This is a genomic window from Hymenobacter psychrophilus, assembly GCF_900107135.1.
GTDB lineage: Bacteria > Bacteroidota > Bacteroidia > Cytophagales > Hymenobacteraceae > Hymenobacter > Hymenobacter psychrophilus.
Window position 1 is genome coordinate 294,344 of record NZ_FNOV01000001.1, and the last position, 23,431, is coordinate 317,774.

Consider the following 23,431-nt stretch of genomic DNA (forward strand, 5'->3'; position numbering starts at 1 on the left):
CGGAGCGTACTGAGCTTCTGCTGTTCACAAACAAAAAACCCCGCCCGTAAAGTACGGATGGGGTTTTTTACTTCACTTTAGCGGAGCTTACGACTTGGCGTCGGCAGCATCAGCCTTGTTTTCGGCTTTCTTGGCGGCACCAGCCGAACCAGCGGCCGATTTCTGCGTTTTGCCCGCGGCGGCGCTGGTTTTATCAGCAGCTTTTTTCACGGTGCTGGCGGCTTTGCTGGTGGCACTGGCCACTGCGCCTTTAGCGGCGCTGGCGGCCTTAGAGGGGGCGGCCTTCTTGCTGCCCGATGTAGCGGCGCTGCCGGCGGCCGACTTACCGGCGGCCTTGCTGCTGCGCTTCAACTCCTCCAGCTCCGAGTTGGGCGCCACACCCACCGTTTTCAGCATTTTGGAAGCCAGGCTCTGGGCCTGCTTTTCCAGTTCCTTGCGCTTGGCATCGGTGTTCTTCTTGAGGTCGTCCATGATTTTGGCGCCTTCTTTCTCCGAGAGCTTGCTTTCCTTCACCAACGAATCAATGGTTTTTTGTACCCGGTCGTTGGTCAGCGACACGAAGCCCACACCGGCATTAACGAACTTCTTGAACAGATCTTCCATGAGGAGTTGGGATTGAATGAGTGGAAAGTGAAGGAAATCAGGGGAAAACCGCCTGCCCGAAGCCTACGGTCTAGAAATAGTATGCAAGCCTACTATTTTTTACAAACCTACGAAATACCTGCTATATAGTTAAGCCACAATCTGATTTTTCTCATCTGATGAAGCTCATTCTCAGACTGCTTGCGCGGCTGTAAGGGGCCGGGAGGCCGCAACGGCGCCAGCAGGAGCGGGGGCAGCTTCGGTCCATATCTGCCGGGTAAAGTCGGCTACCCGGTCGAGGGCGAGGTCGGCTTCGGGCACGAAGCGCCAGAACAGGTGCCACCAATGTACCAGCCCGTCGAAAATCTGGAGCGTAACGGGCGTACCGGCCATGCGGGCCTTGTCGGCGAAGCGGCGCACATCGTCGCTCAGCACCTCGGCGTCGGAAATCTGCAGCAGCAGCGGCGGCAGCCCGTGCAGCGCGGCGCGGGCCGGCGAGAGCAGCGGGTGGCTCAGGGGGGTATCGGCGGCATAAAGCGGCCCCCAGCTCCGGATTTCGAGCGCCTCCAGCAGCAGGCTTTCGTGGTGGCACACGCTGCGCAGCGTACCGGCGGGCAGCTTCAAATCGGTCCAGGGCGAAAGGCCGATGGCGGCGGCGGGCAGCGGCTCGTCGGCGTCGCGCAGGGCCAGTAGCAGCGCCAGGGCCAGCCCGCCCCCGGCCGAGTCGCCGGCCACGATAATGTCGGCGGGCGCGTAGCCCTGGTTCAGCAGCCAGTAGTAGGCCGTCAGGGCATCTTCTAGGGCGGCCGGAAACGGGTATTCGGGGGCTTTGCGGTAGTTGATGGCCAGCGCCGTTACGCCGCACTTCTGGGCCAGCCGGCCCACCAGGGCCCGGTGGGTATTAAGTGAGCCCAGCACGTAACCGCCGCCGTGCAAATATAGCAGCACCCGCCCCTCAGCCGCCCCGGCCGGCCGCACCCACTCGGCCGGAATGCCTTCCACGTCGGTGTCTTCCAGGAACACGTTCCAGGGCATAAACTGCCCGAAAGCCAGTAGCTCGGCAAACAGGCGCATAGCAGGCAGCTGGGGCCGCCGCTCGGCCAGCGGCCCCGTCGCCGCCACCAAAAACTGTTGCAATACTATGTGTTGAGGCGAGGACATATCGAAGGGAGTTAACAACTATGGACCAAGAGCCAGGAGTTCTACGTCTCTGATCAGACGATGTCCATTGTCTTATTCCTTCAATTTCAGATGGGTGGAATCGGTACGAATACGTGGTCCTTAGAATAGGTTCTCAATTCTTAATCCGGTGGTTTCGGTAGCCGCGGATGGCAATGGGAATCCAGCCCAGCAGCGGAATAAAGAAACTGATGGTGAACGGGTTGCGCCAGAGCATGCGCCAGTAGGCGCCGGGCGTGCGCAGGTCGAGGTCGAAGTGGCGGCGGCCGGCGCGGATGTACTGGCGCTCAAACTCCTGATACAGTGCGGGCCAGGCCCAGGGCAGAAAAAACGGGAAGTAGCGCCAGTTGGTTTTCACGCGCTGCCATAGCTCGCCCCAGCGGTAGGGCTGCTGCCCGTACTTGGCCACGGCGGCGTCCAGCTCGGTTTGCATGCGGGCGCGCAGCTGCTCCGATAGGGCCCGCAGGTCGTCGCGGGTGAGGTCGGCGGGGTCCTTGTCGGTTAGCTCGTAGGGCTTCACGCGGGTGCCCAGCACAAAGGTGAGCTTGGCCGGAAACGCCATGTAGAAAAACCAAGGCTGCAGCAGCACCAGCAGCAGCACCGGCCCCACCGGAATAAACGGAATCCCGATTTTCTTGCTCAGCCGGTTCACCCACTCCCAGGTGTAGGTGTGGGGGTTAAGGTACTCGCCGTTGATGGTATAGAACGGAATGATATCGGTGCGGTGCTCGATGCCCAGGCGCACGATGCTGGTGGCCAGGCGCTGAAGCCGGTACTTGTTGTTGAACCCCTTGCCGATGCCCGGCACCCCCTCGGGGTACAGCATCAGGTTGTGGTCGTTGTAGTACATCATCGTCTCGAAGTTGAGCGTGGTGGCATCCACGCAGCCGGCCCGCTTCCAGAAGTCTTTCACCAGAAACGGATTCATCAAAATCGATTGCGAGAGCATGGGCGCCGATAGCGGCCGGGGCAGGTCGCGCAGGTCGGGCAGGTGGCGCCAGAGGTGGGCCAGGGCCACCATGGCATCCCAGGGGAAAGCCATACCCGAGTGGTTGGAGGCAAACAGCAGGGGCCGGTCGGGGCGGTTGCGTTGGGGGTAATCCTCGAAGCCCACCAGCTCGGAGCGGAACCACACCCGGTCGAGCAGCTGCATGATATTCTGGTCGAGCGTTTCGACGAACTGCTCGTCGAAATAATCGGTGTAGATATGCTGGTTGGCCACAATGGCCGGCGGTGGCCCGGCAGGATTCGCGGCGGTGGGATTCGTCATAAGGGGCAGGAAGACGGTCGGGTTTCCAATGTACTGCTTTTAGCCGCTCCCTAGTTGCGCCCCGGCGCAGTACACTACAAAAACGCCGGCCGGCGGATACCCCGCGGCGGTTCTCAGATCTGGCGGGTCAGGCGCACCCGGGCTGTTTGTAAATCGTCGGTGCCGGGGCGGCGCACCACAAACAGCAGCTGGCGGCCGTCGGCCGAGTGCAGCATCCGGCTGATGTCGGTGAGCGAGAAAAACTCGGCCGGAATGAGATTAATCGACGTGATTTCATCGCCGGCCTGCAGCCCGGCCTGGTCGGCGGGGCCGCCGGGGTCAATGCGTAGCAGGCGGTAGCGGCGGTAGTTAGGGCCGAACGCCAGCAGGTCGAAGCCGACCATATCGTGCTCGAAAGGGTCGCGAAACTGGCTGTTGGGCCGCAGCAGGAGCCTATTGTGCGGATAATCGATGATGGTGGTGAAGCGCTTGAGCAGCTCGAAGCCCAGGTTACCATTGCGGAACGTTTCGGCACGTCCGGCCACGTCAGCCGAGTCGGGAAACGAGGTGAGCAGCGTACCGACGCGGTAGCGGCCCAGCTGCAGGGCCTGCACCCGGCCCAGAAAGCCGTTGATGGTGCCGTTAAGGCCCAACCCGAGCTGCGTGCGCAGGCGGGCCGGGGGCAGGTGCAGGCGGGGGTCGGAGGTGGTTTCGATTGATAGTGCGTGGCCGGCGCCGGTATCGAGCACCAGCCGCAGGGGCAGCTGCAGCGAGTCGGTGAGCTGCACGGGCAGGGTCAGGTAGGCTTTGTAGCCGTCGAGCTCGAGGGGCAGACTGGTCCAGCGGCGGCCCCGCGGGGCGTGGTAGCGGTCCGGATTAGAGAACACCAGCTGTTGCTGCTCGGCATCAATGCGCACCACAAGGTTGCGAAACACATCGGAGCCGAGCAGGCCGTGCACGGGCACACCTACGTAGCCCGAAATATTCAGCACGTCGTCGGAAAGCATCAGAAACGGGGCCCGCGCCGCGCCTACGTGGCCATCCAGCTCTACTGCCACGGCGGGTACTTGGTAAGCTTCCACGGCCTTCTCCTCGCCGGCCCCCGACACCATCATCCGGCCGGCCGTTATCAGCTTCAGCTCTCGGCCCACCTCCGGGTCGGTGATGAGCGAGATAGTCAGACCCGTATCGAGCAGGAAGTTATACGGCCCCTGCCCGTTTAGCAGCACTGTTACCACAATCAGGTTGCGCTGCAGGGCAAAGGGCACCTTGGCCTGCCGGGCATGGGGCCGCAGCAGCCGGAACACCGGCTCCGAAATCTGCCCCTGGCCGGGTATTACCGGGCCAGCCAGCCCCAGCAACAGCAGCAGCCAATAGGTCAGTCGCCACGGTCGGCACCGGCAGCACACACGCAATAAGACCCCGATTCGCAGTGGCATACCCAGGAATAAACTTCCCGGGTAAGGTACTTAAAATTCGATGTGAAGCGTAACCGCCCGGTTGCCCGCTGCTACCCCGGTGCCTCCCACGCCCCGGCCGGCTGGTAGTATAGCTGGCCGGCGTCTATGCTGAGTGGGGCCGCCAGGTTGTTGTGGTAAAGCTGACCCGTGCCCAGCCCCTGCGGGAAGCCGGGCCGGGCCACCGTGCCGGCCAGCTGGCTGATGGCATTCAACCCCACGTTCGACTCCAGGGCCGATGTCAGCCACCAGCCGATGCCGTGGCTGTCGGCCAGCGCGGCCCAATGCTGGCTGGCGGCCAGTCCGCCCAGTAGCGTGGGCTTAAGCACCAGGTAGGCCGGGCGCACGCGGTCAAGTAGTTCTGCCTGCCGGGCCGGGTCATTCAAGCCAATCAGCTCCTCGTCGAGCGCCACCGGCACGGGCGAGTGGCGGCACACCTGGGCCAGCGCCGCCCACTGCCCGGCGGCAATAGGTTGCTCGATGGAGTGCAACTCGAACCGGGCCAGCTGCTCGAGCTTGCCCAGTGCCTCAGACGGCGCGAAGGCCCCATTGGCATCCACGCGCAGCGTAAGGCGGTCGGAGCCAGCCAGGGCCCGGATATCGGCCAGAATACGCAGTTCGGTGGCAAAATCGAGGCTCCCGATTTTGAGCTTCAGGCAGTCGAAGCCCGCGGCCAGCTTAGCCTCAATCTGTTCGCGCATAAAGGCGGCGTCGCCCATCCACACCAGCCCATTGATGGGCAGGCCGGCCTCGCCCCGGCTGAAAGCGTTGTCGTAGAGCTGGCGGCAGGCGCCGTTCTGGTAATCGAGGGCAGCGGTTTCGAGGGCGAAGCGCAGCGCCGGCCATTCGGGGCCCACCAAATCGGCCGCTTCCTGCGGCAGCAGCTCGCGCAGCTGGCGGCGGTTGAACTCGCGCACAAACCCGTCGAGCGTGGCCGCAAAGTCGGGGCCGTGGTCGGGGCTGAGGCCGGCCAGCGGAGCCGCCTCGCCCCAGCCGGCGCGCTCGGGTGCGGCCGTATCGGAGAGCAGCAGATAGTGCGCCAAGTGCTCGGTGAGGGCCCCGCGGGAGGTGCGGGCCGGGAAGTTGAAACGCAGGGCGCGGCTAACGAATTGAAGCTGAAGCATGTGGACGGGAACAGGGAGCAGCCCACCGCGGCGGGTTTGGGCAATATACAAACTGGCCCTCATGCCAACGCCGCCCCTAACCGGATATGTCCGGCCGGGGGCGGCGTTGGCATCAGGGCCGGAGCCGGCAACAGCTATTCGTTGGTTGTATCCTTGGTTGTGCTACGGGTGGCCTGGCCACCCTTACGGCCGGCAGCGCGGGCTTCTTCGGAAGTAAAGCGGTGGCCCCGCCCACTCTGGTGCGAAGCGCGGCCGCCCTCGCTGGCAATACGGCGCTGGGTGGCCGGGTCCATGGCCGCGAAGCCGCGGGGGCGTTTAATTACGGCTTTTTCGGTGGGGGCCTTAGCGCCAGAGGTTTTCGTAGTTGCAGTGGCTCCGGTTGCAGTGGCTCCGGTTGCAGTGGAGCGGGCAGTAGGGTTGGCGTTCATAGTTGCGGAAAGAAGAGATGAGTGAGCGGCAAAACGGTAGTGATTTCCAAATCGGTGGCCGGTGGAAGAGCGCACTGGATGAATAGGCTAAATCTTACGTTTAATAAGAAGATTTCAACCACAGATGTAAAGCATTTACTGAGGTATAGACAGTAAAATACCACTTTCTACGGACGAGCTCATCCGTATAACTACGCACCAGCTTCGGTAAATCTGCGGGCTGGGACCCGGCTTTGGGCGGGCGTAAACTACTCGGCCGGTTTAGCGTTTTAGCAGTAGATTCCGCCCTTAAACCGTTTCTGCTTATGCCCGCTTTCCTCACCTCCGCCCCGGCCCCGTTGCCCCAGCCGGCGCTGGCTACCCGGCGCAGCTCCGCCGACCGGTTCGCGGCCGTGCGGACGCAGTCGGCGGCCCTGTGCCGGCCTTTGCTGCCCGAAGACACCGTGGTGCAGCCCATGCTCGATGTGAGCCCGCCCAAGTGGCACCTGGCGCACACCACCTGGTTCTGGGAAACCTTTCTGCTGCGCGAATACCTGCCCGGCTACCAGGTTTTCCACCCCGATTACGCCTTTCTGTTCAACTCGTACTACAACTCGCTGGGCTCGCGCGTGAACCGGGCCGACCGGGGCACGCTCTCGCGCCCGCCCCTGGCCGACGTGTACGCTTACCGCCAAGCCGTTGACGCCGCCATGCAACAGTTGCTGGCCCAACGAGCCGAAACGCTGCCGCCAGCCTTTTGGGAGGTGTTCGAGCTAGGGCTCCAGCACGAGCAGCAGCACCAGGAACTGCTGGCCACTGACATGAAGTACATCCTCAGTACCAGCCCACTGGCCCCCGCTTACCTGAATGATAAACCGGCGGCCGACACCTGCCTGCCCGCCCCAAAAGCCACCTGGCTACCGGTAGCGGGCGGCGTGCACCGCATTGGGTTTGAAGGCGAAGGATTCTGCTTTGACAACGAGCAGGCCCCGCACGATACCTACGTGGCCGATTTTGAGCTACAGAACCGGCTGGTTACCAACGCCGAATACCTGGAATTTATGGCCGCCGGCGGCTACCAGGATTTCCGCTACTGGCTGGGCGAGGGCTGGGATTTGGTGCAGCAGCAAGCCTGGCAAGCCCCGCTCTACTGGCTGGAGCGCGACGGGCAGTGGCTGCGCTTCACCTACCACGGCCTGCAGCCCGTGAACATGGCCGCGCCGGTTACGCACGTAAGCTTTTACGAGGCCGATGCCTACGCCCAGTGGCGGGGCTGCCGCCTGCCCACCGAGCAGGAGTGGGAAATTGCGGCCCGCCAGTTCAACCCCAATCCGGCGGCCGGTACCTTCCTGGAAAGCAGCCTCTTCGACCCGCAGCCCCTGCCGCCCGATGCCGCCCCTGACCAGTGCCACCAGCTGCTCGGCGACGCCTGGGAATGGACCTACTCGGCCTATCATCCGTATCCCGGCTATCAAAAAGCGGCCGGGGCGCTGGGCGAGTACAACGGCAAGTTCATGGTTAACCAACTGGTGCTGCGCGGCGGCTCCTGCGCCACGCCCGAAAGCCATATCCGCCTCACCTACCGCAACTTCTTTCATGCCGATAAGCGCTGGCAGTTCACTGGCATCCGCCTGGCTCGTTAGCAGTTAGCCAACAGAACTGATTCAGCAGCCAACAGTAGCCAGCCAACCGCTGTTACTACTGCCCAAATACACCTCTATGCCTCACCACCCTACTGTTCAGGCCGCCGAGTTGGCGCCGTCCTCAACTATCGTTGCCGACCCTAATTTGCTGCTGCAAGCGCACGTGCGCCAGGGGCTGGCCCGGCCGTTCAAGGCACTGTCGTCGATGTATTTCTATGACGATGAAGGCAGCCGGCTGTTCCAGCAGATTATGGCCCTGCCGGAATACTACCCCACCCGCACCGAGTTTGCGCTGCTCAGTCGCCACCGCGCGGCTATTGCGCGGGCCCTGCGCCCCCAGAACCCGGCCGAGCCGTTTTTTCTGCTGGAACTGGGGGCCGGCGACGGGCTGAAAACCAAGATTCTACTGCGCGAGCTACTGGAAGAAGGCGCTGACTTTACCTATGTACCAGTTGATATTTCGGCGGCGGCGCTCGAAGGGCTGGGGGCCAGTTTGCAGGCCGAACTGCCCACCCTGCGCGTGGAGCCCGTAGTGGCCGACTACGCCGACGCGCTGGGGCTGATGGCCGCTCGGCCGGGCCGCAAGGCAGTGCTGTTTCTGGGCTCCAACATCGGCAACTTCAGCCCCGAAGAGCGCCAGCAGTTTCTGCAACGCCTCGCCCGCCCCCTCACCGCCGACGACCGGCTGCTCATCGGCTTCGACCTGCAGAAGGACCCACGCCTGATTCGCGCCGCCTACGACGACAGCCAGGGGGTAACGGCCGCCTTTAACTACAACCTGCTGCACCGCCTCAACCGGGAGATGGAAGCCGATTTCGACCTCGACTACTGGCAGCACTACACCGACTACAACCCGCTCACCGGGGCTGTGCGCTCGTTTCTGGCCAGCACCCGTGCCCAGACGGTGCATTTCGCTGCCCTGGACTGGTCGGTTGATTTCCGGGCCTGGGAGATGATTCATACCGAAAACTCCTATAAATTCACCCGGCCTGGTATCGAGGCTGCCGCGCAGGAAGCCGGGCTGCAGGTGGCGGAATTTTTCACCGACGAGCAGGACTACTTTGCCGACGTGCTGCTGCGGCGCCAAGACGCTTAGCTTGTGCTGCGGCAGCCCGCATGGGCTTTCGAGCTACTGCGCTTCTTCGGCTTGCTTTTTCCTGCTTACTCATGAATACTCCTGTTTCCCTGGCCTCGGGCTACGGCAACTTTGCGGTGCCTCCCGAAGCTGCCGGCGCGGCCGCTCATGCCTTCCAAACTTCCCCGCTAACGGTGCTGCCCGCCGCCGGCTCCGAGGCGCTGCGGGCGGCCCTGGCAGGGCGGCCCCGACCGGCCGACGCCGCCCCACTAGGGCCGGCCAACGTGGTGATTACGCCCGGGGCCAAGGCGGCGCTGTTTGCGCTGCTGAAAACTGTCCTCCGCCCCGGCGACGAAGTGCTACTGCCCACACCCAGCTGGTTTGGGTTCGATGAGTTGGTCGCCCGCGCCGGCGGCACGCTCCGCACCCTGCCCCTCAGCCCCGACAACAACTACGCCCTGCCGGCCGAGCAGCTGCGGGGGGCATTATCAAGCCGCACGCGGGTGCTGCTGTTCACCAACCCTGGCAACCCCACTGGCCGCCGCTACAGCCGGGCCGAGCTGGCCGGCTGGCTGCAGGTAGCGGCCGAGTTTCCCGACCTCTATCTGCTCAGCGACGAGATTTACGACCTCATCTATTTCGAGCCCGAGCCACCTGTTTCGCTGCTCGATTTTCCTGATCCGCGTGGTCGGCACTTAGTGGTAAACGGCTTCAGCAAGTCACTGGCCCTGATAGGGTGGGGGATGGGCTACCTGGTGGCCCCGGCGCCCGTGGCCGCCGCCAGTGCCGCCTGGCAGCATGCTACCGGCGCGGCGGTGCCCGCCCCCCTGCAGGCCGCGGCGCTGGCCGTAACCGAGGCCGCCGCCGAAGTAGCCGGCCGCCTGCTGCAGCAACTGCGCCCCACCCGGGCCTACCTGCACGATTTTCTGGCTACGCTGCCGGCCACCGGGCAACCGCTGCTGCCGGCCGGCACCTACTACGCCTTCCCCGATCTGCGCGCCTACCTGAGTTCTGGCCTGCTACCCGCCCCAGCCTCGGCCGAGCTGATGAGCCGCCTGCGCACGGCCGGTGTCGAGGTAGTGGACGGAGCCGGCTGCCATGCGCCCGGTTTTGCGCGCATCTCCTACGCCGTTGCGGAAGCCGACCTGGCCACGGCCTGCCAGCGCATGACAGCAGTGCTGAGGTGAGAGGCCAGATGAGTAGCAGGGGAGTAAGAGAGTCATTCACTACCTATTACTAGTTTACCTTTGCGGCTCCTTTTTGCCGCCTGGTTATGCTTCCTTCTACTTTTCGCTCGCATCTCAATCCCACACTCAGCCTGGCTTACCCGGTGGTGCTTAGCCAGTTGGGGCACGTGCTGGTGAACGTGGTCGACAGTATGGTAGTGGGCCAGACGGGCAAGATTCCGCTGGCGGCCGTGTCGCTGGCCGTGAGCGTGAGCACTGTGGTGATGGTGCTGGGCCTGGGCCTGACGATGGGCATCACGCCGCTGGTAGCCGCCGCCGATGGCCGCCAGGATGTGGCCGCCAACGGCCGCCTGCTCGTGAACGGGGTGTGGCTGAGTGCCGTGGCCGGACTGGTGCTGGCTGCGCTGGGGTTTGTGGTGCCGGCGCTGCTGCCTCACCTGGGCCAGCCCGAGGCAGTGGTGCTGCTGGCGGCGCCCTGGGTGAAGGTGCTGTTCCTGTCGTTTTTCCCGCTGATGGTTTTCCAGGGCTTCAAGCAGTTTGCCGAGGGCCTGGGCCTTACCCGCCAGGCCATGGTGCTGTCAATCCAGGCCAACGTGGTGAATGCCGTACTCTGCTACGGGCTGGTGTTTGGCAAGTTGGGCATGCCAAATATGGGCATGATGGGCGCCGCCTGGGCCACGCTGATTGCCCGCGTGTTGATGGCTATTCTGATGGCCTGGTACGTGTTGCGGGCCGCGCGGCTGCAGCCCTACCGCCTGGCCGCGCAGGCCAACCTGCAGCCCGATAAAGCGGTGTTGCGCCGCTTGCTGGGCCTGGGCATGCCCATTGGCGTGCAGATGACGTTCGAGATGGGCGCGTTCAGCTTCTCGGCTATTATGATCGGCTGGCTCGGCGCTACTCAGCTGGCGGCCCACCAGATTGCCATCAACGTGGCCTCGGTTACCTACATGGCGGCCAGCGGCATCGGGGCGGCGGCCACCATCCGGGTGGGTAAGTTTTTCGGGGCCCACGATGGCCCCCGGGCCCGGCAGGCCGGCCTGATGGCCTACCTGCTCACGTTTACCTTTATGGGTTTGATGGGCCTGCTGCTGGTGCTGGTTCGCAACTATCTGCCGTTCTATTACAACAACGACCCCGCCGTGGTGGCCCAGGCCGCTACGCTGCTACTGATTGCCGCCGCCTTCCAGATTTCCGATGGCCTGCAGGTAGTGGGCCTGGGCGCATTGCGGGGCCTCGAAGACGTGAAAGTGCCCTCGGTGGTGGCCCTGCTGGCCTACTGGGTGGTGGCCCTGCCGCTGGGCTACGTGCTGGCCTTTAAGCTGAACTGGGGCGCGGTGGGTGTGTGGCTGGGTCTGCTCACGGGCCTGACGCTGGTGGCCGGGTTGTTGCTGCTGCGTTTCTACCGCCGCCCCCAACTAGCCGCCGATGCCAGCACTGCCTCCCTGAACGAACCGGCCCTGGCCATACGGTAAGTGAGCGGTTGGTGAAACAAACAAAAGCTGTCAGTTAACAGCTATACACCAATAGCTTAAAAATATGCTCTTTCCTGCTCCCATCTGGCTTCTGAGTTTGCTGCTACCGATGCCCGGCCCGGCCCAGGTTACGCCGCCGGTCCCCAAAATCAGTTGGAGCGCTGCCCGCCCGCTTACCTGGGCCGACTTCCGGGCCCGCCCCAACACCGACCGGCTGGCGGCCCTCACTGCCTCCACCATCGACGCCACCATTGGCTGCGTTGATTTCCACTTCTCGGGCAAGGTGCAGGCCACGTTTGCGCCCTCCGAGTCGTGGGTGCGCAACGCGGCCCAGGCCTCGCCGGCGCTGCTGCGCCACGAGCAGCTGCATTTCGACCTGACGGAAGTACATGCCCGCATGCTGCGCCAGAAGCTGAGTCTCATTAAGTTCGACTGCCTGCACCTGCAACCGGCCTTCAACAACATCACGAAAGTGGCCTTCCTGGCCTGGCAGCGCGATGAGGCACGCTACGACCAGGAAAGCAACCATGGTCTCAACGCACCCAAACAAGCCGAGTGGGAACAGAAAACCCGTCTGCGACTGGAGCAGCTCGACGCATTTGCCGAGTAAGTAGGCGATATGGTGAGATGATGAGTTTGACGCTCGGTAACCCTGATTGCGCAACTTGCGCCGTCGGGCCGCTGAAGCATCAAACTCACTATCTCACCATTTCACTATTTCACCTCATGCTAACCTGGGAAGAATTCGAGCGCGTGGATATGCGCGTGGGGACTATCGTGGAGGCGCACGAGTTCCCGGAGGCACGGCAGCCGGCCTACCGGCTGCTGATTGATTTGGGGCCCGAAATCGGCCTGCGCAAGTCCAGCGCCCAGATTACGCACCATTACCGGGCCACCGACCTGCCGGGCCTGCAGGTACTGTGCGTAGTGAACTTTCCGCCCAAGCAAATCGGGCCGTTGCGCTCCGAAGTGCTGGTTACCGGCGCCCCCGATGCGGCCGGCCACATCGTGCTGGCCACGCTGGCCGCCCCGCTGCCCAACGGCAGCCGCCTGCGGTGAGTGAGTGAAAAAGCCCGTCATTCTGAGCGGAGCGAAGAATCTCGCGTGCCACAGTAATTCCTGACGACAGGGTTAGCGTTGCACGCGAGATTCTTCGCTTCGCTCAGAATGACGGTCTATTTTCCCTCCCTTACTTCTCAAGGGTGGCGAGGCTATCGACGACGGACTTATAGAGTTTGTTCAGCTCCTGGCCCTGGATGGCGTAGTAGCGGAAGCTCTGGGTGAAGGTGGAGTCCGAGACTTCGTGGCGCCAGTAAATTTTCTTCTGCTCCTGCCGAAACAGGGCCCGGCTGGAGTCGGGCGTCAGACCAGCCGACTCGACGCGAGCTTCCAGCGTGTGCAGCTCAACCAGCAGGTTCACCATTTTGTCGGGGGGCAGTAGTTGGGCGGGGGCGGGCACCTCGTCGGTCTTCTGGCAGGCGCTGGCAGTCAGCAACAAAGCCGATAGCAGCGCCGATACCAGCACTCGGTGGGCAGGGGAGAGGCAGTGGGAAATTCGTTTCACGAAGGCAAAGTTAGGTCAATGCTGTAGTTTAGGCCGAATGAAACCCGCCGATTCGCCCTTTCAGCAGCTTGTGCGCCGCCTGCGGCAGATGGAAATCCGCATTTTAAAGGCCGTGGATGCCCAGTTGCAGGGCAATTTTCACTCCGTATTTAAAGGTACGGGCCTGGAAGTGGACGAGGTGCGCCTGTACCAGTACGGCGACGAAGTGCGGGCCATCGACTGGGCCGTAAGCAGCAAAGGCCACGGCACGTTCGTGAAAACCTACAAGGAAGAGCGCGAGCAGCAGGTGCTGCTGCTGCTCGATGTGAGTGCCTCGCAGCAGGTGGGCGCGGCCGGCCGCCGCAAGCTCGATGTGGGCCGCGACATTTGTGGGGTGCTGGCACTGGCCGCCGCCCGCCAGGATGCCCAGCTCGGCCTGCTGGCCTTCTCCGACCAGAAGGAGCTGTACCTGCCCTCGGGCAAAGGCACCCACCACGCCTACGCCCTCATTAAACGGCTGTATGAGCTGGCGCCCCAGCACCGGCAAACGGCGGTGGCGGCCGGCATCAAGCAGGCGCTGGGGCTGCTGAAGCGGCGCAGCATTGTGCTGCTTATTTCCGATTTTATCGACGCCGATTATGAGCGCGAGCTAACCATGCTGGCCCGCAAACACGATTTAGTGGTGCTGCAACTGCTCGACCAGCGCGAGCAGGAGTTCCCGCCTCTGGGCATTATTCCGCTCCACGACCAGGAATCGGGCCGCACCGTGTGGACCAACACCTCGTCGGCCGCTTTTCGGGCCCGCTACCGGGCCACCTACGAGCAGAATCACGCCCAGATTGGCCAGATTTGCCGCCGCCACCGCACCGAGTTCCTATCCATCAGCACCGCCACCGACTTCGTTCCCCAGCTGGTGAACCTGTTCCGGCGGCGCAACCAACGTGGGAGTCGTGGGTAAGGCAGTGGGGTTGAAGCGGTGGGGGTTCCGGCGCCTGCATAGTTGGCTGCCGGTTGTGGCAGTTCTGCTGCTGCTGAGTGGTGCCGCCGCCGCGCAGGTGCCGGGCCTGGCAACCGCTGCCACTACCGATACCACGGTTACAGCTGCCCGATCTGCGCCTCCTGCTGCGCCGGCGCAGCAGGAGGCAGTGGCGCGGGGGCGGTTCCGGCAGGCTACCGTGCGGGTGGGCGAAATTGTTGAGTTTGAGCTGACCTCGGACCACGCGCCGGCGCTGGAAATCATCTTCCCTGACTCGGCGGCCAATTTTGCACCCTTTGAGCACGTGGGCCGCCGCTACCAGCCCACCCGCACCCGCCGGGGCCGCAGCCTCGACCAAGCCGTGTACCGCCTGCGTACCTTCAGCCTCGATTCGGTGCAGACGCTGAGCGTGCCCGTAACCGTGCTGCGCGGCCGCGATACGCTGCTGCTGCCCACCGCGCCGGTAATGCTACGGCTGCGGCGTACGGCCCCGGCTACTGGCCTGGTAGCCGAGTTGCCCGCCCTACGCCAGAATCTGCAGCTGCTGCCCGTGGCCCAGCGCTTCAACTACCCCTATTGGCTGGCCGGGCTGGCTGCGCTGCTGCTGCTGGCTGGTGGGCTGGTGCTGGGTTTTCGGCAGCGCCTGCGCCTGCGCTACCGCCGCTACCGCCTGCGGAAGAACCACGCCTACTTCCTGGCCCAGTATGCCCGCCACGTCGAACGATTTACGCTTTCCCGCTCGCTTACTAACATGGAGCGGGCCATCACGCTCTGGAAAAACTACCTCTCCACGCTCACCAACTTCAACATCACCAGCCTCACCACCCGCGAAATCGTGGCCCGCTACCACCACGACCCCGCCGTGCGCCAGGCCTTGGAGCTAGCCGACCGGGTTATATACGGCAATCAGTTTTTCGAGGAAGACACCGAAACCGACATCATGTTCGACCTGCTCCGCCAGTTTGCCGACCGGCAGTATGCGTTGGTGATGACGCAGGAAGGCGAATGAGTGACGTTCTTTGCCCGCTTACTCCCTATTCCCCCAGCCTCTCCCCAAATGCAAGATCTGCTCGACAGCCTGCGCTACGCCACGCTGGCCGGCTTTAGCTGGGAGCAGCCGCGCCTGCTGCTGCTGCTGCCGCTGGTGCCGCTGCTGTTCGTGCTGCGCTGGGCGCTGGCGCGGCGGCGGCGGGCGCACCTGGATGTGGCCTTCGTGGCCGGCGAGCTGCGCCGCGACTGGAGCGCGGCCCTGCGCTTCGTGCCCGATGTGGTGCTGGCCCTAAGCCTGGGTTTCGGGATTGTGGCGCTGGCCCGGCCCCAGCGTACCGACGAGCGGGTGGTGCAAACCGGCCAGGGCATTGATATTGTGCTGGTGCTCGACGTGTCGGCTTCAATGGAGCTGCAGGATTTGCGCCCCAACCGCCTGGAGGCCGCCAAGCGCGTGGCCCTCGATTTCCTGGACCGCCGCCGCGGCGACCGGGTGGGGCTGGTGGCCTTTGCCGGCAACGCCTACTCGCTGGCCCCCCTGACTACCGACTACGAGCTACTGCGCGAAAACCTGCAGGGCCTGCGCCTGGGCCTGATTGCCAACGACGGCACGGCCATCGGTACGGCGCTGGGCGTGGCCACCAACCGTCTGCGCGACTCGCCCTCGCGCACCAAAGTGTGCATTCTGCTCTCGGATGGCGAGAACACGGCCGGCTCGCTCGACCCGCTCACGGCCGCCCAGCTGGCCCACGCCTACGGCCTCAAGCTCTACACCATCGGGCTGGGGCAGGATGGCGTGGTGCCCTACGGCACCGATGAAAACGGCCGGCCCCGCTTCGTGGAAACCCGCCTCGACGAAACCACCATGCGCCAGATTGCCCAGGCCGGCGACGGCCGCTTCTTCCGCGCCACCGACAACGCCGGCCTGCGCCAGGTATTCGACCAAATCAACCGCTACGAGAAGTCCGAAATCAAGCAGACCCGCTACCGCAACACCCAAGACTACTACCGCACCTACCTCTACTGGTGCCTGGGCTTCTGGCTGCTCTGGCTGGGCCTGAAAAACACATTTCTGACCAACGCGCTGGAAGATTGAGGTAGTAGTTTTTACTGATTTTCCGGCTGATTACGCTGATTCGGGAGTTTCCGCCACCGCTGCTGTAACTTGACCGCCCCGCCCGAACGAGTCGGGCGGGGCGGTCTGTTTATTTAGGATTGATGAAATCAGAACTTCTAGAAAAGTGTATTCATCAGCCATTGCGCCAGTTTCTTGGCCATAGTTTAAAAGAGTGTTTCTACCACGATGTATTTGGTCAGGATTTATTAACCACTAATAACAAGGGCATAGATATTATTGCGCAACAGCTAGAGCTAATATTCGATAATAATGAATCAATTTTCATTTCATGGGATACTATTGACGGATGGCATCAGTATAGTCTGAGTATTTCAAACAAAGCATTTTGCAAAAATACCGAAAGATATCTGGCAAATTCCTCTTTCTGGCAATATTATATTGGTTCTGCCTTTTCCGGCTACGAAGTGTATGGTTACGTCGAAAATAAAATCATAACATATAATGCATTGAATATCCCAATCAACACAGCTTGTTATTATAATGAACCTCATCTTGTGCTACTGTATTTTGATAATATTACAGTAGCAATAGCTAATTTTTGCTTAGAGGATGACTTTGTGCCCACACTTCCGATGGGAGACGACGTGTGGATATTATTTGATCCAATCAGTATCCAACTATGCATAAAAAAGCTAGGCCTCGAGAAACTCGAGGCCTAGCAAATACATATTATTAGCAAAGGTAAACTTATCTCCCCACCACCTTAAATAGCGTACCGGCACTGAGTTTGTCGGTGGTTTGCATGCCGTTCAGAATAGCCAGCTCCTGGTGGCGCTTGGTGGAAACGCCGTTGGCCGTTAGGGCCTGGGCCAGCGTCTGGCCGGCTTTGGCGGTGCGGATGCGGATTTTCTCGCTCTGGCGGTTGAGCTTGTTGGCGTCGGTGAGACGGCGGAAGCCCTGGGCGGTGCGCTGGAAGGTGGCCCCGTAGCTGTTGAGCGTGTTGGGCGCGCAGAGGCCGATGAGCGCGTAGAGCGTTTTGCCATCCTGGATGACGTAGGACAGCGTGCTGGCCTGGATGCCCTGGCGGCCCTGCTGGTCCTGGCCCACCTGGTCGCCCTGGATGGCCACGGCGGGCAGGCCGTTGATGGTTGTGCGGGTGGCCTGGGGCGAGTTCAGGCTCAGCTCCTTGGCCAACGCCTGGGCCGCTTCATCGGCCGAATTGCCGGGGGCTAGCGTGAGAATCTGCACGGCTTTGCCGTTGGGCTCGGCCATCTGGAACTGCTGGGGCGAGTTCTGGCTTTTCCAGCCCTGGGGAATTGGAAACTGGAATTTCAGCTCGGGATGGTAAAATACGCCGCCTTCCACGAATCCCTGGCGCGGGTCGTCGCCGTAGGGCAGGCCCTCAATCATGCGCAGGTAGCCGTTGCGGTTTACCGTGAGGGCCCGGCCGCCCTGCTGCTGCTTGGCCTGGGAGGCCAGCTGCTTCACGGTGCTATAGCGGTCGGCCGAGTTGGGGTGGCTGCTCAGGAACGTGGGCGTGCCACCGGCGCCGCTGGCCTGCTCCTGGCGCTGCAGCGTGAGGAAGAAATCGGCCATGTGAGAGGCATCATACCCGATTTTGCTCGAATACGCCACGCCCAGCTTGTCGGCCTCGCGCTCATCGTCGCGGCCGTATTTCAGAAACACCAGGCCCACGCCCTGCGAGAGGGGCTGGGCAATGGAGGCCACCCGCTTCGAGAGGATGGAGCCCAGCAACAGCGCCCCGGAAGCCAGCGTCGAACGGCTCTGCTGCTTCTCGCCGTGGCGGGCCGTTACGTGGCCCAGCTCGTGGCCCAGCACCCCCGCAAACTGCGCCTCATCGTTGAAATGGGCCATAATGCCGCGCGTGAAGTACACGTTGCCATCGGGCGCGGCAAAGGCGTTTATCATCGGCGAATCCAGAATCGTAAACTGGTAGCCGAAATCGGCGCGGCTGGACACGGCGGCCATCTGCTGGCCTTTCTGGTCGATGAATTTCTGCAGGACCGGGTTATTGAGCAGCCCAAACTGGGCCACCACCTGCGGGTCGGGCTCCTTGGCCGGGGCCGGGGCGCGGAAGGCCGTGGAGCCGGCCAGTGGCAGCAGCAGCAGCAAAGCCGCCCGGCGCAACGAGGAAGAGTAAGTGGTTTTCATGGGCAGGAAATCAGAAGAGAAGAGAATACGTCGCTACGCACCTCTACCGTAGAAAGGTTACAACGGCGGGCGGCGCGGCCCCAAACGGGCAAAAAAATGGCGGACTGCGTTGCGCTGCCCGCCACCTGCGTGGTTGAAACCAAATACCCCGCCAGTTCTATTTGCCTACCACTTTAAACAGCAAGCCGCGGCCCAGCTTGTCGGAAAGCTGCATACCATTCAAAATGGCCATTTCTTCGTGGCGCTTGGCGGGCACGCCGTTGGCCGTCAGGGCCTGGGCCAGCGTCTGGCTGGTTTTTACGGTGCGGATGCGCACGTGCTCGGGCTGGCGGTTGAGCTTGTCGGCCGAAGTGAGGCGCTGGAAACCCTCCATGGTGCGGGTGAACAGGGGCGCATAGGCGGCAAAATCCTGGGGCGCGCTGCCGCCAATCAGTACGTAGAGCGACTGGCCGTCCTGGATGATGTAGCTCAGCACCTGCATGCCGGTTTGCTGCTGGCCGGTTTGCTGGTCCTGCTGCACCTGGGTGCCCGTGAAGGCCAAAGCCGGGAAGCCGTTCACCTTCAGTTCGCGCGACTGGCTGACCTGCAGGCTCAGCTCCTTGGCCACGGCCTCAGCGGCCTGCTGCAGGTTGTCGCCGGGAGCCAGCGTGAGCAGCATCATGGCCTTGCCGGCCGGGTCGGCCATCTGGAATTGCTGGGGCGAGTTCTGGCTTTTCCAGCCCTGCGGAATCGGAAACTCGAACTTTAGCTCGGGGTGATAAAAGGCGTTGTTTTCCACGAAGCCCTGGCGCGGGTCTTCGCCGTAGGTGATGCCGTCGATGAGGCGTAGGTAAGCGTCGCGGTTGATGTCGAGCTTGGCGGGCGTGCCGGGCTTGGCTTTCCACTCGGCCGCCAGCTGGTTTACGTGGGTGTAGCGGTCGGCGGGGTTAGGGTGCGTGCTCAGAAAATCGGGAATGGCCTCGCCCCCGGCTTTCTGCTGCTCGCGCTCCAGCGTACGAAAGAAATCGGCCATTTCGGCGGCGTTGTATCCGATTTTGGTCGAGTATTCCACGCCCAGCTCATCGGCCTGGTTTTCGTCGTCGCGGCCGAATTTGAGGGTGAGCAGCTGCAGGCCCTGCATGGCCTGCTCGCCGAAGCGGGCCACCTGGGGCGAGGCAATCATGGCCCCCATCAGACCCACTTGGCTGATAATGGAGGTGGTTTGCTGCTTGGCCGAATGCCGGGCCGTTACGTGGCCGATTTCGTGGCCCAGCACGCCCGCAAACTGGGCTTCGTTGTTGAAGTGGGCCATGATGCCGCGTGTGAAGTACACGTAGCCGCCGGGCACGGCAAAGGCATTAATCACCGGCGAATCGACGATGCGGAACTGGTAGTCGAGGTCGGGCCGGTGCGAAATCCTGCCCATTTTGTCGCCCATCGTATTGATGTACTGCTGCAGCTTCTCATCCTGATACAGCCCAAACTGGGCCACAATGGCCGGGTCCGACTGCTTGCCCATCGCCAGCTCCTGGCCTTCCGAGACCAGCATGACTTCTTTTTTGCCCGTAACGGGATTCACGGCGCAGCCCGACAGCAGCAGGCCACCAAGCAGCAGGGAGGGGAGAAAACGTAGACGCATAGGAGTAGGAGTTAAGGGAGAGTTGTCCTCTTCAACGCAACTCGGCGGCTGGCGTTGGGATGGGCGGTGGCATGAACGTCAGGTTGAGCGGAGTGGAAGCATCGCTACCGCTTCGTTGCAGCCGACAGGACTGCCATTACAGTAGAGATGCTCCGGCTCCGCTCAGCCTGACAATCTTTTTTAGCCTGCACCGGGCGAGGCTTCCCCCTTCCTCCTTATGGCTGCTGCTCTTCCTGCTGCTCTTCCTGCTGGATTTCCTGTTCTTCCTGCTCCTGCACCGTAAGGCGGCCCTGGCGTCGGTCGAGCCAGTTCATGACGGGCGTGGCCAGCGTACCGTGCAGAATAATGGATACGAGCACCGTGAAGCCAGTAGTGGCCCACAGCTCGCGGCTGTTGGGGAAATAGCGGGTATCGAGGGCGAAGGCCAGGTAGAAAAACGAGCCGATGCCGCGAATACCGAAAAACGACACGATGAGCCGCTCACCCCAGTCGAGGCGGCTGTTGCTCAGCGTGAGCAGGCCGCCCAGTGGCCGCAGCACCAGCAGCAGAATCAGTCCCAGCGCCACGCCCGTCCAGTTCAAATAGTCGAATAAGCCCCAGGCAATGGAGCCACCGAACAAAATCAGAATCACCACAATCAGCAGGCGCTCCAGCTGGTCGGTGAAGTCGTGCATCTCGTCTTGGTGCTCGTGGCTACGCTCGTGGCGGCGCAACGTAACGGCAGCCACAAACACGGCCAGAAAGCCGTAGCCGTGTACCAGCTCGGTGAGGCCGTAGGCTACCAGCGTAACGGCCAGCGCCACAAAGCCATACGCGTTGGGCCGAATGCAGACGCGCCGGGGCAGGTCAAAAATCAAATACGACAGCAGCCGGCCCGCCAGCCAGCCGGCCAGCACGCCCATGGCCACGCGGTAGCCTACATCCATCCAGGCCCAGTGCCAGAGCCGCTCGCCCAGGCTTTCCTTGGCGATGGGCAGTAGCGCCAGCGCCAGATACACGAACGGGAAGGCCAGGCCATCATTCAGGCCGGCCTCGCCGGTGAGGGCGAAGCGCACGTTGTCTTCGCCGCCTTTGCCGGGCTCGCCCACCTGCACGTCGCCGGCCAGCACGGGGTCGGTGGGCGCGAGGGTGGCGGCCAGCAGCACGGCCGAGGCCAGCGGCAGCCCGAACAGGCCCCAGGCCACGCCCACAAACCCGCCAATCGTGAGTACCATCAGCACCAGCACCAGCAGCAGCGGAATGCGCCAGGCTTTCAGCGAAAACCGCTTATCAATCTTGAGGCCGGTGCCGGTGAGGGCCACCGTCACGCAGATTTCGGTGAGGTGGGTGGCAAAGGTGGAAAACTCCACCGGATCGGGGTCGGGCAAGCCCAGCGGCAAACTAAAAATCAGCATGCCCAGCCCCACAAACAGAATCGGGTAGGAAAGCGGGTACTTCTTGAGCAGCGACGGCAGCCAAGCCACGCCCAGAATCGACACGCCGAGCACGACGAGGATGGTATTATACATAGTTGGGTGATAGGGGAGGCCAGGGAATCAGCCGTCAGTCATCTTGAGCAGCGCAAAGGACCTTATCACGCAGAAACAGCTAATCTGGTTTCGTACAGTAAATCGTGCTCACCTGATAAGGTCCTTCGCAAGCTCAGGATGACAGCAGGCGTGGTCGTCGGCCAGGCCCCCAGGTTCTTATAACCCCTACGGCCGCCGGCTGTTCACGTCGAGGCGCTGGTAGCCGATGAGCAGGTCGGTGCGGGTGCCGGGCGGGCGGTAGTACACCAGCAGGTCGTACTGGTTTTCGGTTTCCTGGTGGCTGCCTTCCCACGGAATGCTGTTGGCCCCGGTAGGAGTCTGGGTGGCGTAGTAATAGTTGTAATAGCCCTGCTTGAGCAGCGCGTGGCCCGTGTAAAGCCGGGTTGCGGCATCATAATTCAGCCTGAATTCATCGCGCAGCTGCCAGTCGCTCAGGGCCCCGAGTACGTACACCGGGCCGGCTGCGGGGGCATCGGCGCGCAGCTGAAACGTCACGTCGAGGTACTCGGTGTTGGTGCTGGGGTCGCCGGGGTACTCGCGGCTCTCAATCAGGCGCTGGCCGTTGATGTCGTCGTACTGGGTGTACCGCTCGCTGGCCCGCGAGGCTTCGGGCAGCAGCAGCGCGGCGCGGGGGGTGGTGGTAGCATCGAGGCTGGCCACGCCGGCGCCGGCCGAGCGGAAGGTGCGCAGGTCCATGAACCGGAACTCGCTCAGGCCGGGAAAGGCGTTTTCGAAGTTGAAATACTGGTAGTCGAGCTGCTGCTCGGCGTCGCGCACGAAGGTGGGGCGCAGGTTGTAGTGGGCATTATCCCAGCGAAAGTTCTGGCGCAGCACCACCTTCACCTCCTGGGCCGGATTGACGAGGGCCATGTTGTAGCGAATCCCGAAGTCAATCTGCTGCCAGCGGAACCGCTCCTCGCCGGCCACCGGAATGCCCTGCTTCATGGCAATCTGCACGGCCCCATCCTCGAACACCAGCACCCGGCGGCTGAGCAGCGGCGTGCCGCCCGCGCCCTGCACCACCCACAGGTAGTTGCCCGACAGCTTCACGCGCGGCATCTGCACTTGGTAGTGCTGGTAGGGTACCTTGGTGCTCACCGAGGGCCGGTAGTTGTTGATGAGCTGCTCGTTGATTTCGCTCAGAAACTGCATATCGGTCAGCATCGAGGGCTGCCAGTTCAGGTCGCAGTGCACGAGCTTGGCCGTGAGCCGCTGGCCCGACCCGCCCAGCACATCGAACTCCAGCACCGGCTGCTGGCCCTGGCTGAGCGGCACCACCGGCGGATTGAACACCTGGCCCGCCTGGCCCGTGGGTACGTAGCAGAGTACGGTGCGCACGTTGGGGTCGTAGATGTAGTCCTCGTAGCGCAGCTTTTTATCGACGTAGTACTCAGTGCCTACCTGGCCGGGCGTGGCGGGCCGGCGGGCGGCGTTGGGGTCGGTGATGGGCGTACCCAGCGGCACGCAGGCGGCCACCGGGAGCAGCCCCAGCAGCGGAAGAAAGCGGGAAAGTAAGCGCATGTTGCGAAGGTAGGGCGAAGCGGCGGTTTTGGGCGGCGGCGCAAACACGCTATATTTAACTCGCTCCCTACGGGTTAGTTGCGGGTCAAGCAAAGGGTGTTGAGCTGAAAGACTTGGATAAATTCATCACTACGAATGTTGGCAGCAATATTCGCAGATAACTCTTATGTAATAAAGCAAGATGGATAGATACCAGATACACGAAGCCGCTTTAAAATCTGAATACGAGTCTGCGTTGAATCTGATTGGATTGAAAGTGGACTTAAATGAGTTAGATACTTATGGACATACTGCTCTACATTGGGCAGTATTTACAGGAGATACAGATATGGCAAGAATACTTCTTGAAGCTGGAGCAAATCCCAATATCCTATCTTCTGACGGTGTAACTCCAAAATGGTGGGCAAGGGATTTTGGTTTGTTGGAAATAGAGCTATTACTAGATATATATGGTGGCAAAATATTGACTAATAAAGATTTTAACAGGGCAGCATTTTCAGCTTTTAATAATATGATGGGACAATCTCTTCCAGAAGAGGATAATATAGACTAGGACTTGAGGCCCGTAAAAATCATCGAACCAATTACCCTTTTTTACAACACAGCCCGCAACGCAAAGCCCCGCCCGAAGC

Annotated in this window: 22 protein-coding genes; 11 read left to right on the plus strand and 11 right to left on the minus strand. The window is 62.3% G+C overall.

Annotation, left to right across the window (positions count from 1 at the left end; translation table 11 throughout):
• Window positions 1-87: 87 nt before the first annotated feature.
• The 6 genes from BLW21_RS01225 to BLW21_RS01250 all read right to left on the minus strand — a co-directional run bounded on the left by BLW21_RS01225 (window position 88) and on the right by BLW21_RS01250 (window position 6,019).
• Window positions 88-603, minus strand: a complete 516-nt coding sequence (locus BLW21_RS01225; protein ID WP_092737050.1) for a phasin family protein — start codon at window positions 601-603, stop codon at window positions 88-90.
• A 171-nt stretch (window positions 604-774) separates the two neighbouring features.
• Window positions 775-1,743, minus strand: coding sequence for an alpha/beta hydrolase (locus tag BLW21_RS01230; protein ID WP_092737052.1), 969 nt, complete (start codon window positions 1,741-1,743; stop codon window positions 775-777).
• A gap of 133 nt (window positions 1,744-1,876) precedes the next feature.
• Window positions 1,877-3,031, minus strand: a complete 1,155-nt coding sequence (locus BLW21_RS01235) for a lysophospholipid acyltransferase family protein (protein WP_245711773.1) — start codon at window positions 3,029-3,031, stop codon at window positions 1,877-1,879.
• A 113-nt stretch (window positions 3,032-3,144) separates the two neighbouring features.
• Window positions 3,145-4,449, minus strand: a complete 1,305-nt coding sequence (locus BLW21_RS01240) for an aspartyl protease family protein (protein WP_092737054.1) — start codon at window positions 4,447-4,449, stop codon at window positions 3,145-3,147.
• A gap of 71 nt (window positions 4,450-4,520) precedes the next feature.
• Window positions 4,521-5,591, minus strand: coding sequence for an o-succinylbenzoate synthase (locus BLW21_RS01245; RefSeq protein WP_092737056.1), 1,071 nt, complete (start codon window positions 5,589-5,591; stop codon window positions 4,521-4,523).
• 134 nt (window positions 5,592-5,725) lie between these two features.
• Complete coding sequence (locus BLW21_RS01250; RefSeq protein WP_092737058.1) at window positions 5,726-6,019, minus strand: KGG domain-containing protein; 294 nt, start codon at window positions 6,017-6,019, stop codon at window positions 5,726-5,728.
• 305 nt (window positions 6,020-6,324) lie between these two features.
• Here BLW21_RS01250 and egtB point away from each other — a divergent pair, with 305 nt between their 5' ends.
• The 6 genes from egtB to BLW21_RS01280 all read left to right on the plus strand — a co-directional run bounded on the left by egtB (window position 6,325) and on the right by BLW21_RS01280 (window position 12,434).
• Window positions 6,325-7,641: an ergothioneine biosynthesis protein EgtB gene (gene egtB / locus BLW21_RS01255; RefSeq protein ID WP_262490429.1), complete on the plus strand. Its 1,317-nt coding sequence runs from the start codon at window positions 6,325-6,327 to the stop codon at window positions 7,639-7,641.
• A 76-nt stretch (window positions 7,642-7,717) separates the two neighbouring features.
• The gene (egtD, locus tag BLW21_RS01260) at window positions 7,718-8,737 is read left to right on the plus strand and encodes an L-histidine N(alpha)-methyltransferase (protein ID WP_092737060.1); all 1,020 of its coding nucleotides are present in this window, start codon (window positions 7,718-7,720) and stop codon (window positions 8,735-8,737) included.
• 71 nt (window positions 8,738-8,808) lie between these two features.
• Window positions 8,809-9,903, plus strand: coding sequence for a pyridoxal phosphate-dependent aminotransferase (locus BLW21_RS01265; RefSeq protein WP_175470810.1), 1,095 nt, complete (start codon window positions 8,809-8,811; stop codon window positions 9,901-9,903).
• A gap of 86 nt (window positions 9,904-9,989) precedes the next feature.
• The gene (locus BLW21_RS01270; protein ID WP_092737064.1) at window positions 9,990-11,375 is read left to right on the plus strand and encodes an MATE family efflux transporter; all 1,386 of its coding nucleotides are present in this window, start codon (window positions 9,990-9,992) and stop codon (window positions 11,373-11,375) included.
• 64 nt (window positions 11,376-11,439) lie between these two features.
• Complete coding sequence (locus BLW21_RS01275; RefSeq protein ID WP_139255039.1) at window positions 11,440-11,985, plus strand: DUF922 domain-containing protein; 546 nt, start codon at window positions 11,440-11,442, stop codon at window positions 11,983-11,985.
• A 116-nt stretch (window positions 11,986-12,101) separates the two neighbouring features.
• The gene (locus tag BLW21_RS01280) at window positions 12,102-12,434 is read left to right on the plus strand and encodes a tRNA-binding protein (protein ID WP_092737068.1); all 333 of its coding nucleotides are present in this window, start codon (window positions 12,102-12,104) and stop codon (window positions 12,432-12,434) included.
• Window positions 12,435-12,564: 130 nt separating this feature from the next.
• On the opposite strand, the gene BLW21_RS01285 is transcribed toward BLW21_RS01280, so the two are convergent.
• Entirely contained in the window at window positions 12,565-12,939 is a 375-nt protein-coding gene (locus tag BLW21_RS01285; RefSeq protein ID WP_139255040.1) for a DUF4296 domain-containing protein, read from the minus strand.
• 37 nt (window positions 12,940-12,976) lie between these two features.
• Between BLW21_RS01285 and BLW21_RS01290 the strand changes: the two genes are divergently transcribed.
• The 4 genes from BLW21_RS01290 (at window position 12,977) to BLW21_RS01305 (ending at window position 16,678) form a co-directional block, all read left to right on the plus strand.
• Complete coding sequence (locus BLW21_RS01290; protein WP_092737072.1) at window positions 12,977-13,876, plus strand: DUF58 domain-containing protein; 900 nt, start codon at window positions 12,977-12,979, stop codon at window positions 13,874-13,876.
• Between the two features lie 55 nt (window positions 13,877-13,931).
• Window positions 13,932-14,903, plus strand: a complete 972-nt coding sequence (locus tag BLW21_RS01295; RefSeq protein ID WP_139255041.1) for a hypothetical protein — start codon at window positions 13,932-13,934, stop codon at window positions 14,901-14,903.
• A gap of 48 nt (window positions 14,904-14,951) precedes the next feature.
• Complete coding sequence (locus tag BLW21_RS01300) at window positions 14,952-15,977, plus strand: VWA domain-containing protein (RefSeq protein ID WP_092737076.1); 1,026 nt, start codon at window positions 14,952-14,954, stop codon at window positions 15,975-15,977.
• Between the two features lie 122 nt (window positions 15,978-16,099).
• Window positions 16,100-16,678 carry a hypothetical protein gene (locus BLW21_RS01305; protein WP_092737078.1) on the plus strand — a complete coding sequence of 193 codons (579 nt, stop codon included), beginning with the start codon at window positions 16,100-16,102 and terminating at the stop codon, window positions 16,676-16,678.
• Between the two features lie 28 nt (window positions 16,679-16,706).
• Here BLW21_RS01305 and BLW21_RS01310 read toward each other — a convergent pair whose 3' ends face one another.
• The 4 genes from BLW21_RS01310 to BLW21_RS01325 all read right to left on the minus strand — a co-directional run bounded on the left by BLW21_RS01310 (window position 16,707) and on the right by BLW21_RS01325 (window position 22,799).
• Complete coding sequence (locus BLW21_RS01310; RefSeq protein WP_092737080.1) at window positions 16,707-18,131, minus strand: M48 family metalloprotease; 1,425 nt, start codon at window positions 18,129-18,131, stop codon at window positions 16,707-16,709.
• Window positions 18,132-18,288: 157 nt separating this feature from the next.
• Window positions 18,289-19,749 carry a M48 family metalloprotease gene (locus tag BLW21_RS01315; RefSeq protein WP_175470811.1) on the minus strand — a complete coding sequence of 487 codons (1,461 nt, stop codon included), beginning with the start codon at window positions 19,747-19,749 and terminating at the stop codon, window positions 18,289-18,291.
• A 215-nt stretch (window positions 19,750-19,964) separates the two neighbouring features.
• Window positions 19,965-21,257, minus strand: coding sequence for a cation:proton antiporter (locus BLW21_RS01320; RefSeq protein ID WP_092737082.1), 1,293 nt, complete (start codon window positions 21,255-21,257; stop codon window positions 19,965-19,967).
• 186 nt (window positions 21,258-21,443) lie between these two features.
• Entirely contained in the window at window positions 21,444-22,799 is a 1,356-nt protein-coding gene (locus BLW21_RS01325) for a type IX secretion system plug protein (RefSeq protein ID WP_139255042.1), read from the minus strand.
• Between the two features lie 181 nt (window positions 22,800-22,980).
• Here BLW21_RS01325 and BLW21_RS01330 point away from each other — a divergent pair, with 181 nt between their 5' ends.
• Entirely contained in the window at window positions 22,981-23,352 is a 372-nt protein-coding gene (locus tag BLW21_RS01330; RefSeq protein WP_092737086.1) for an ankyrin repeat domain-containing protein, read from the plus strand.
• Window positions 23,353-23,431: the final 79 nt, after the last annotated feature.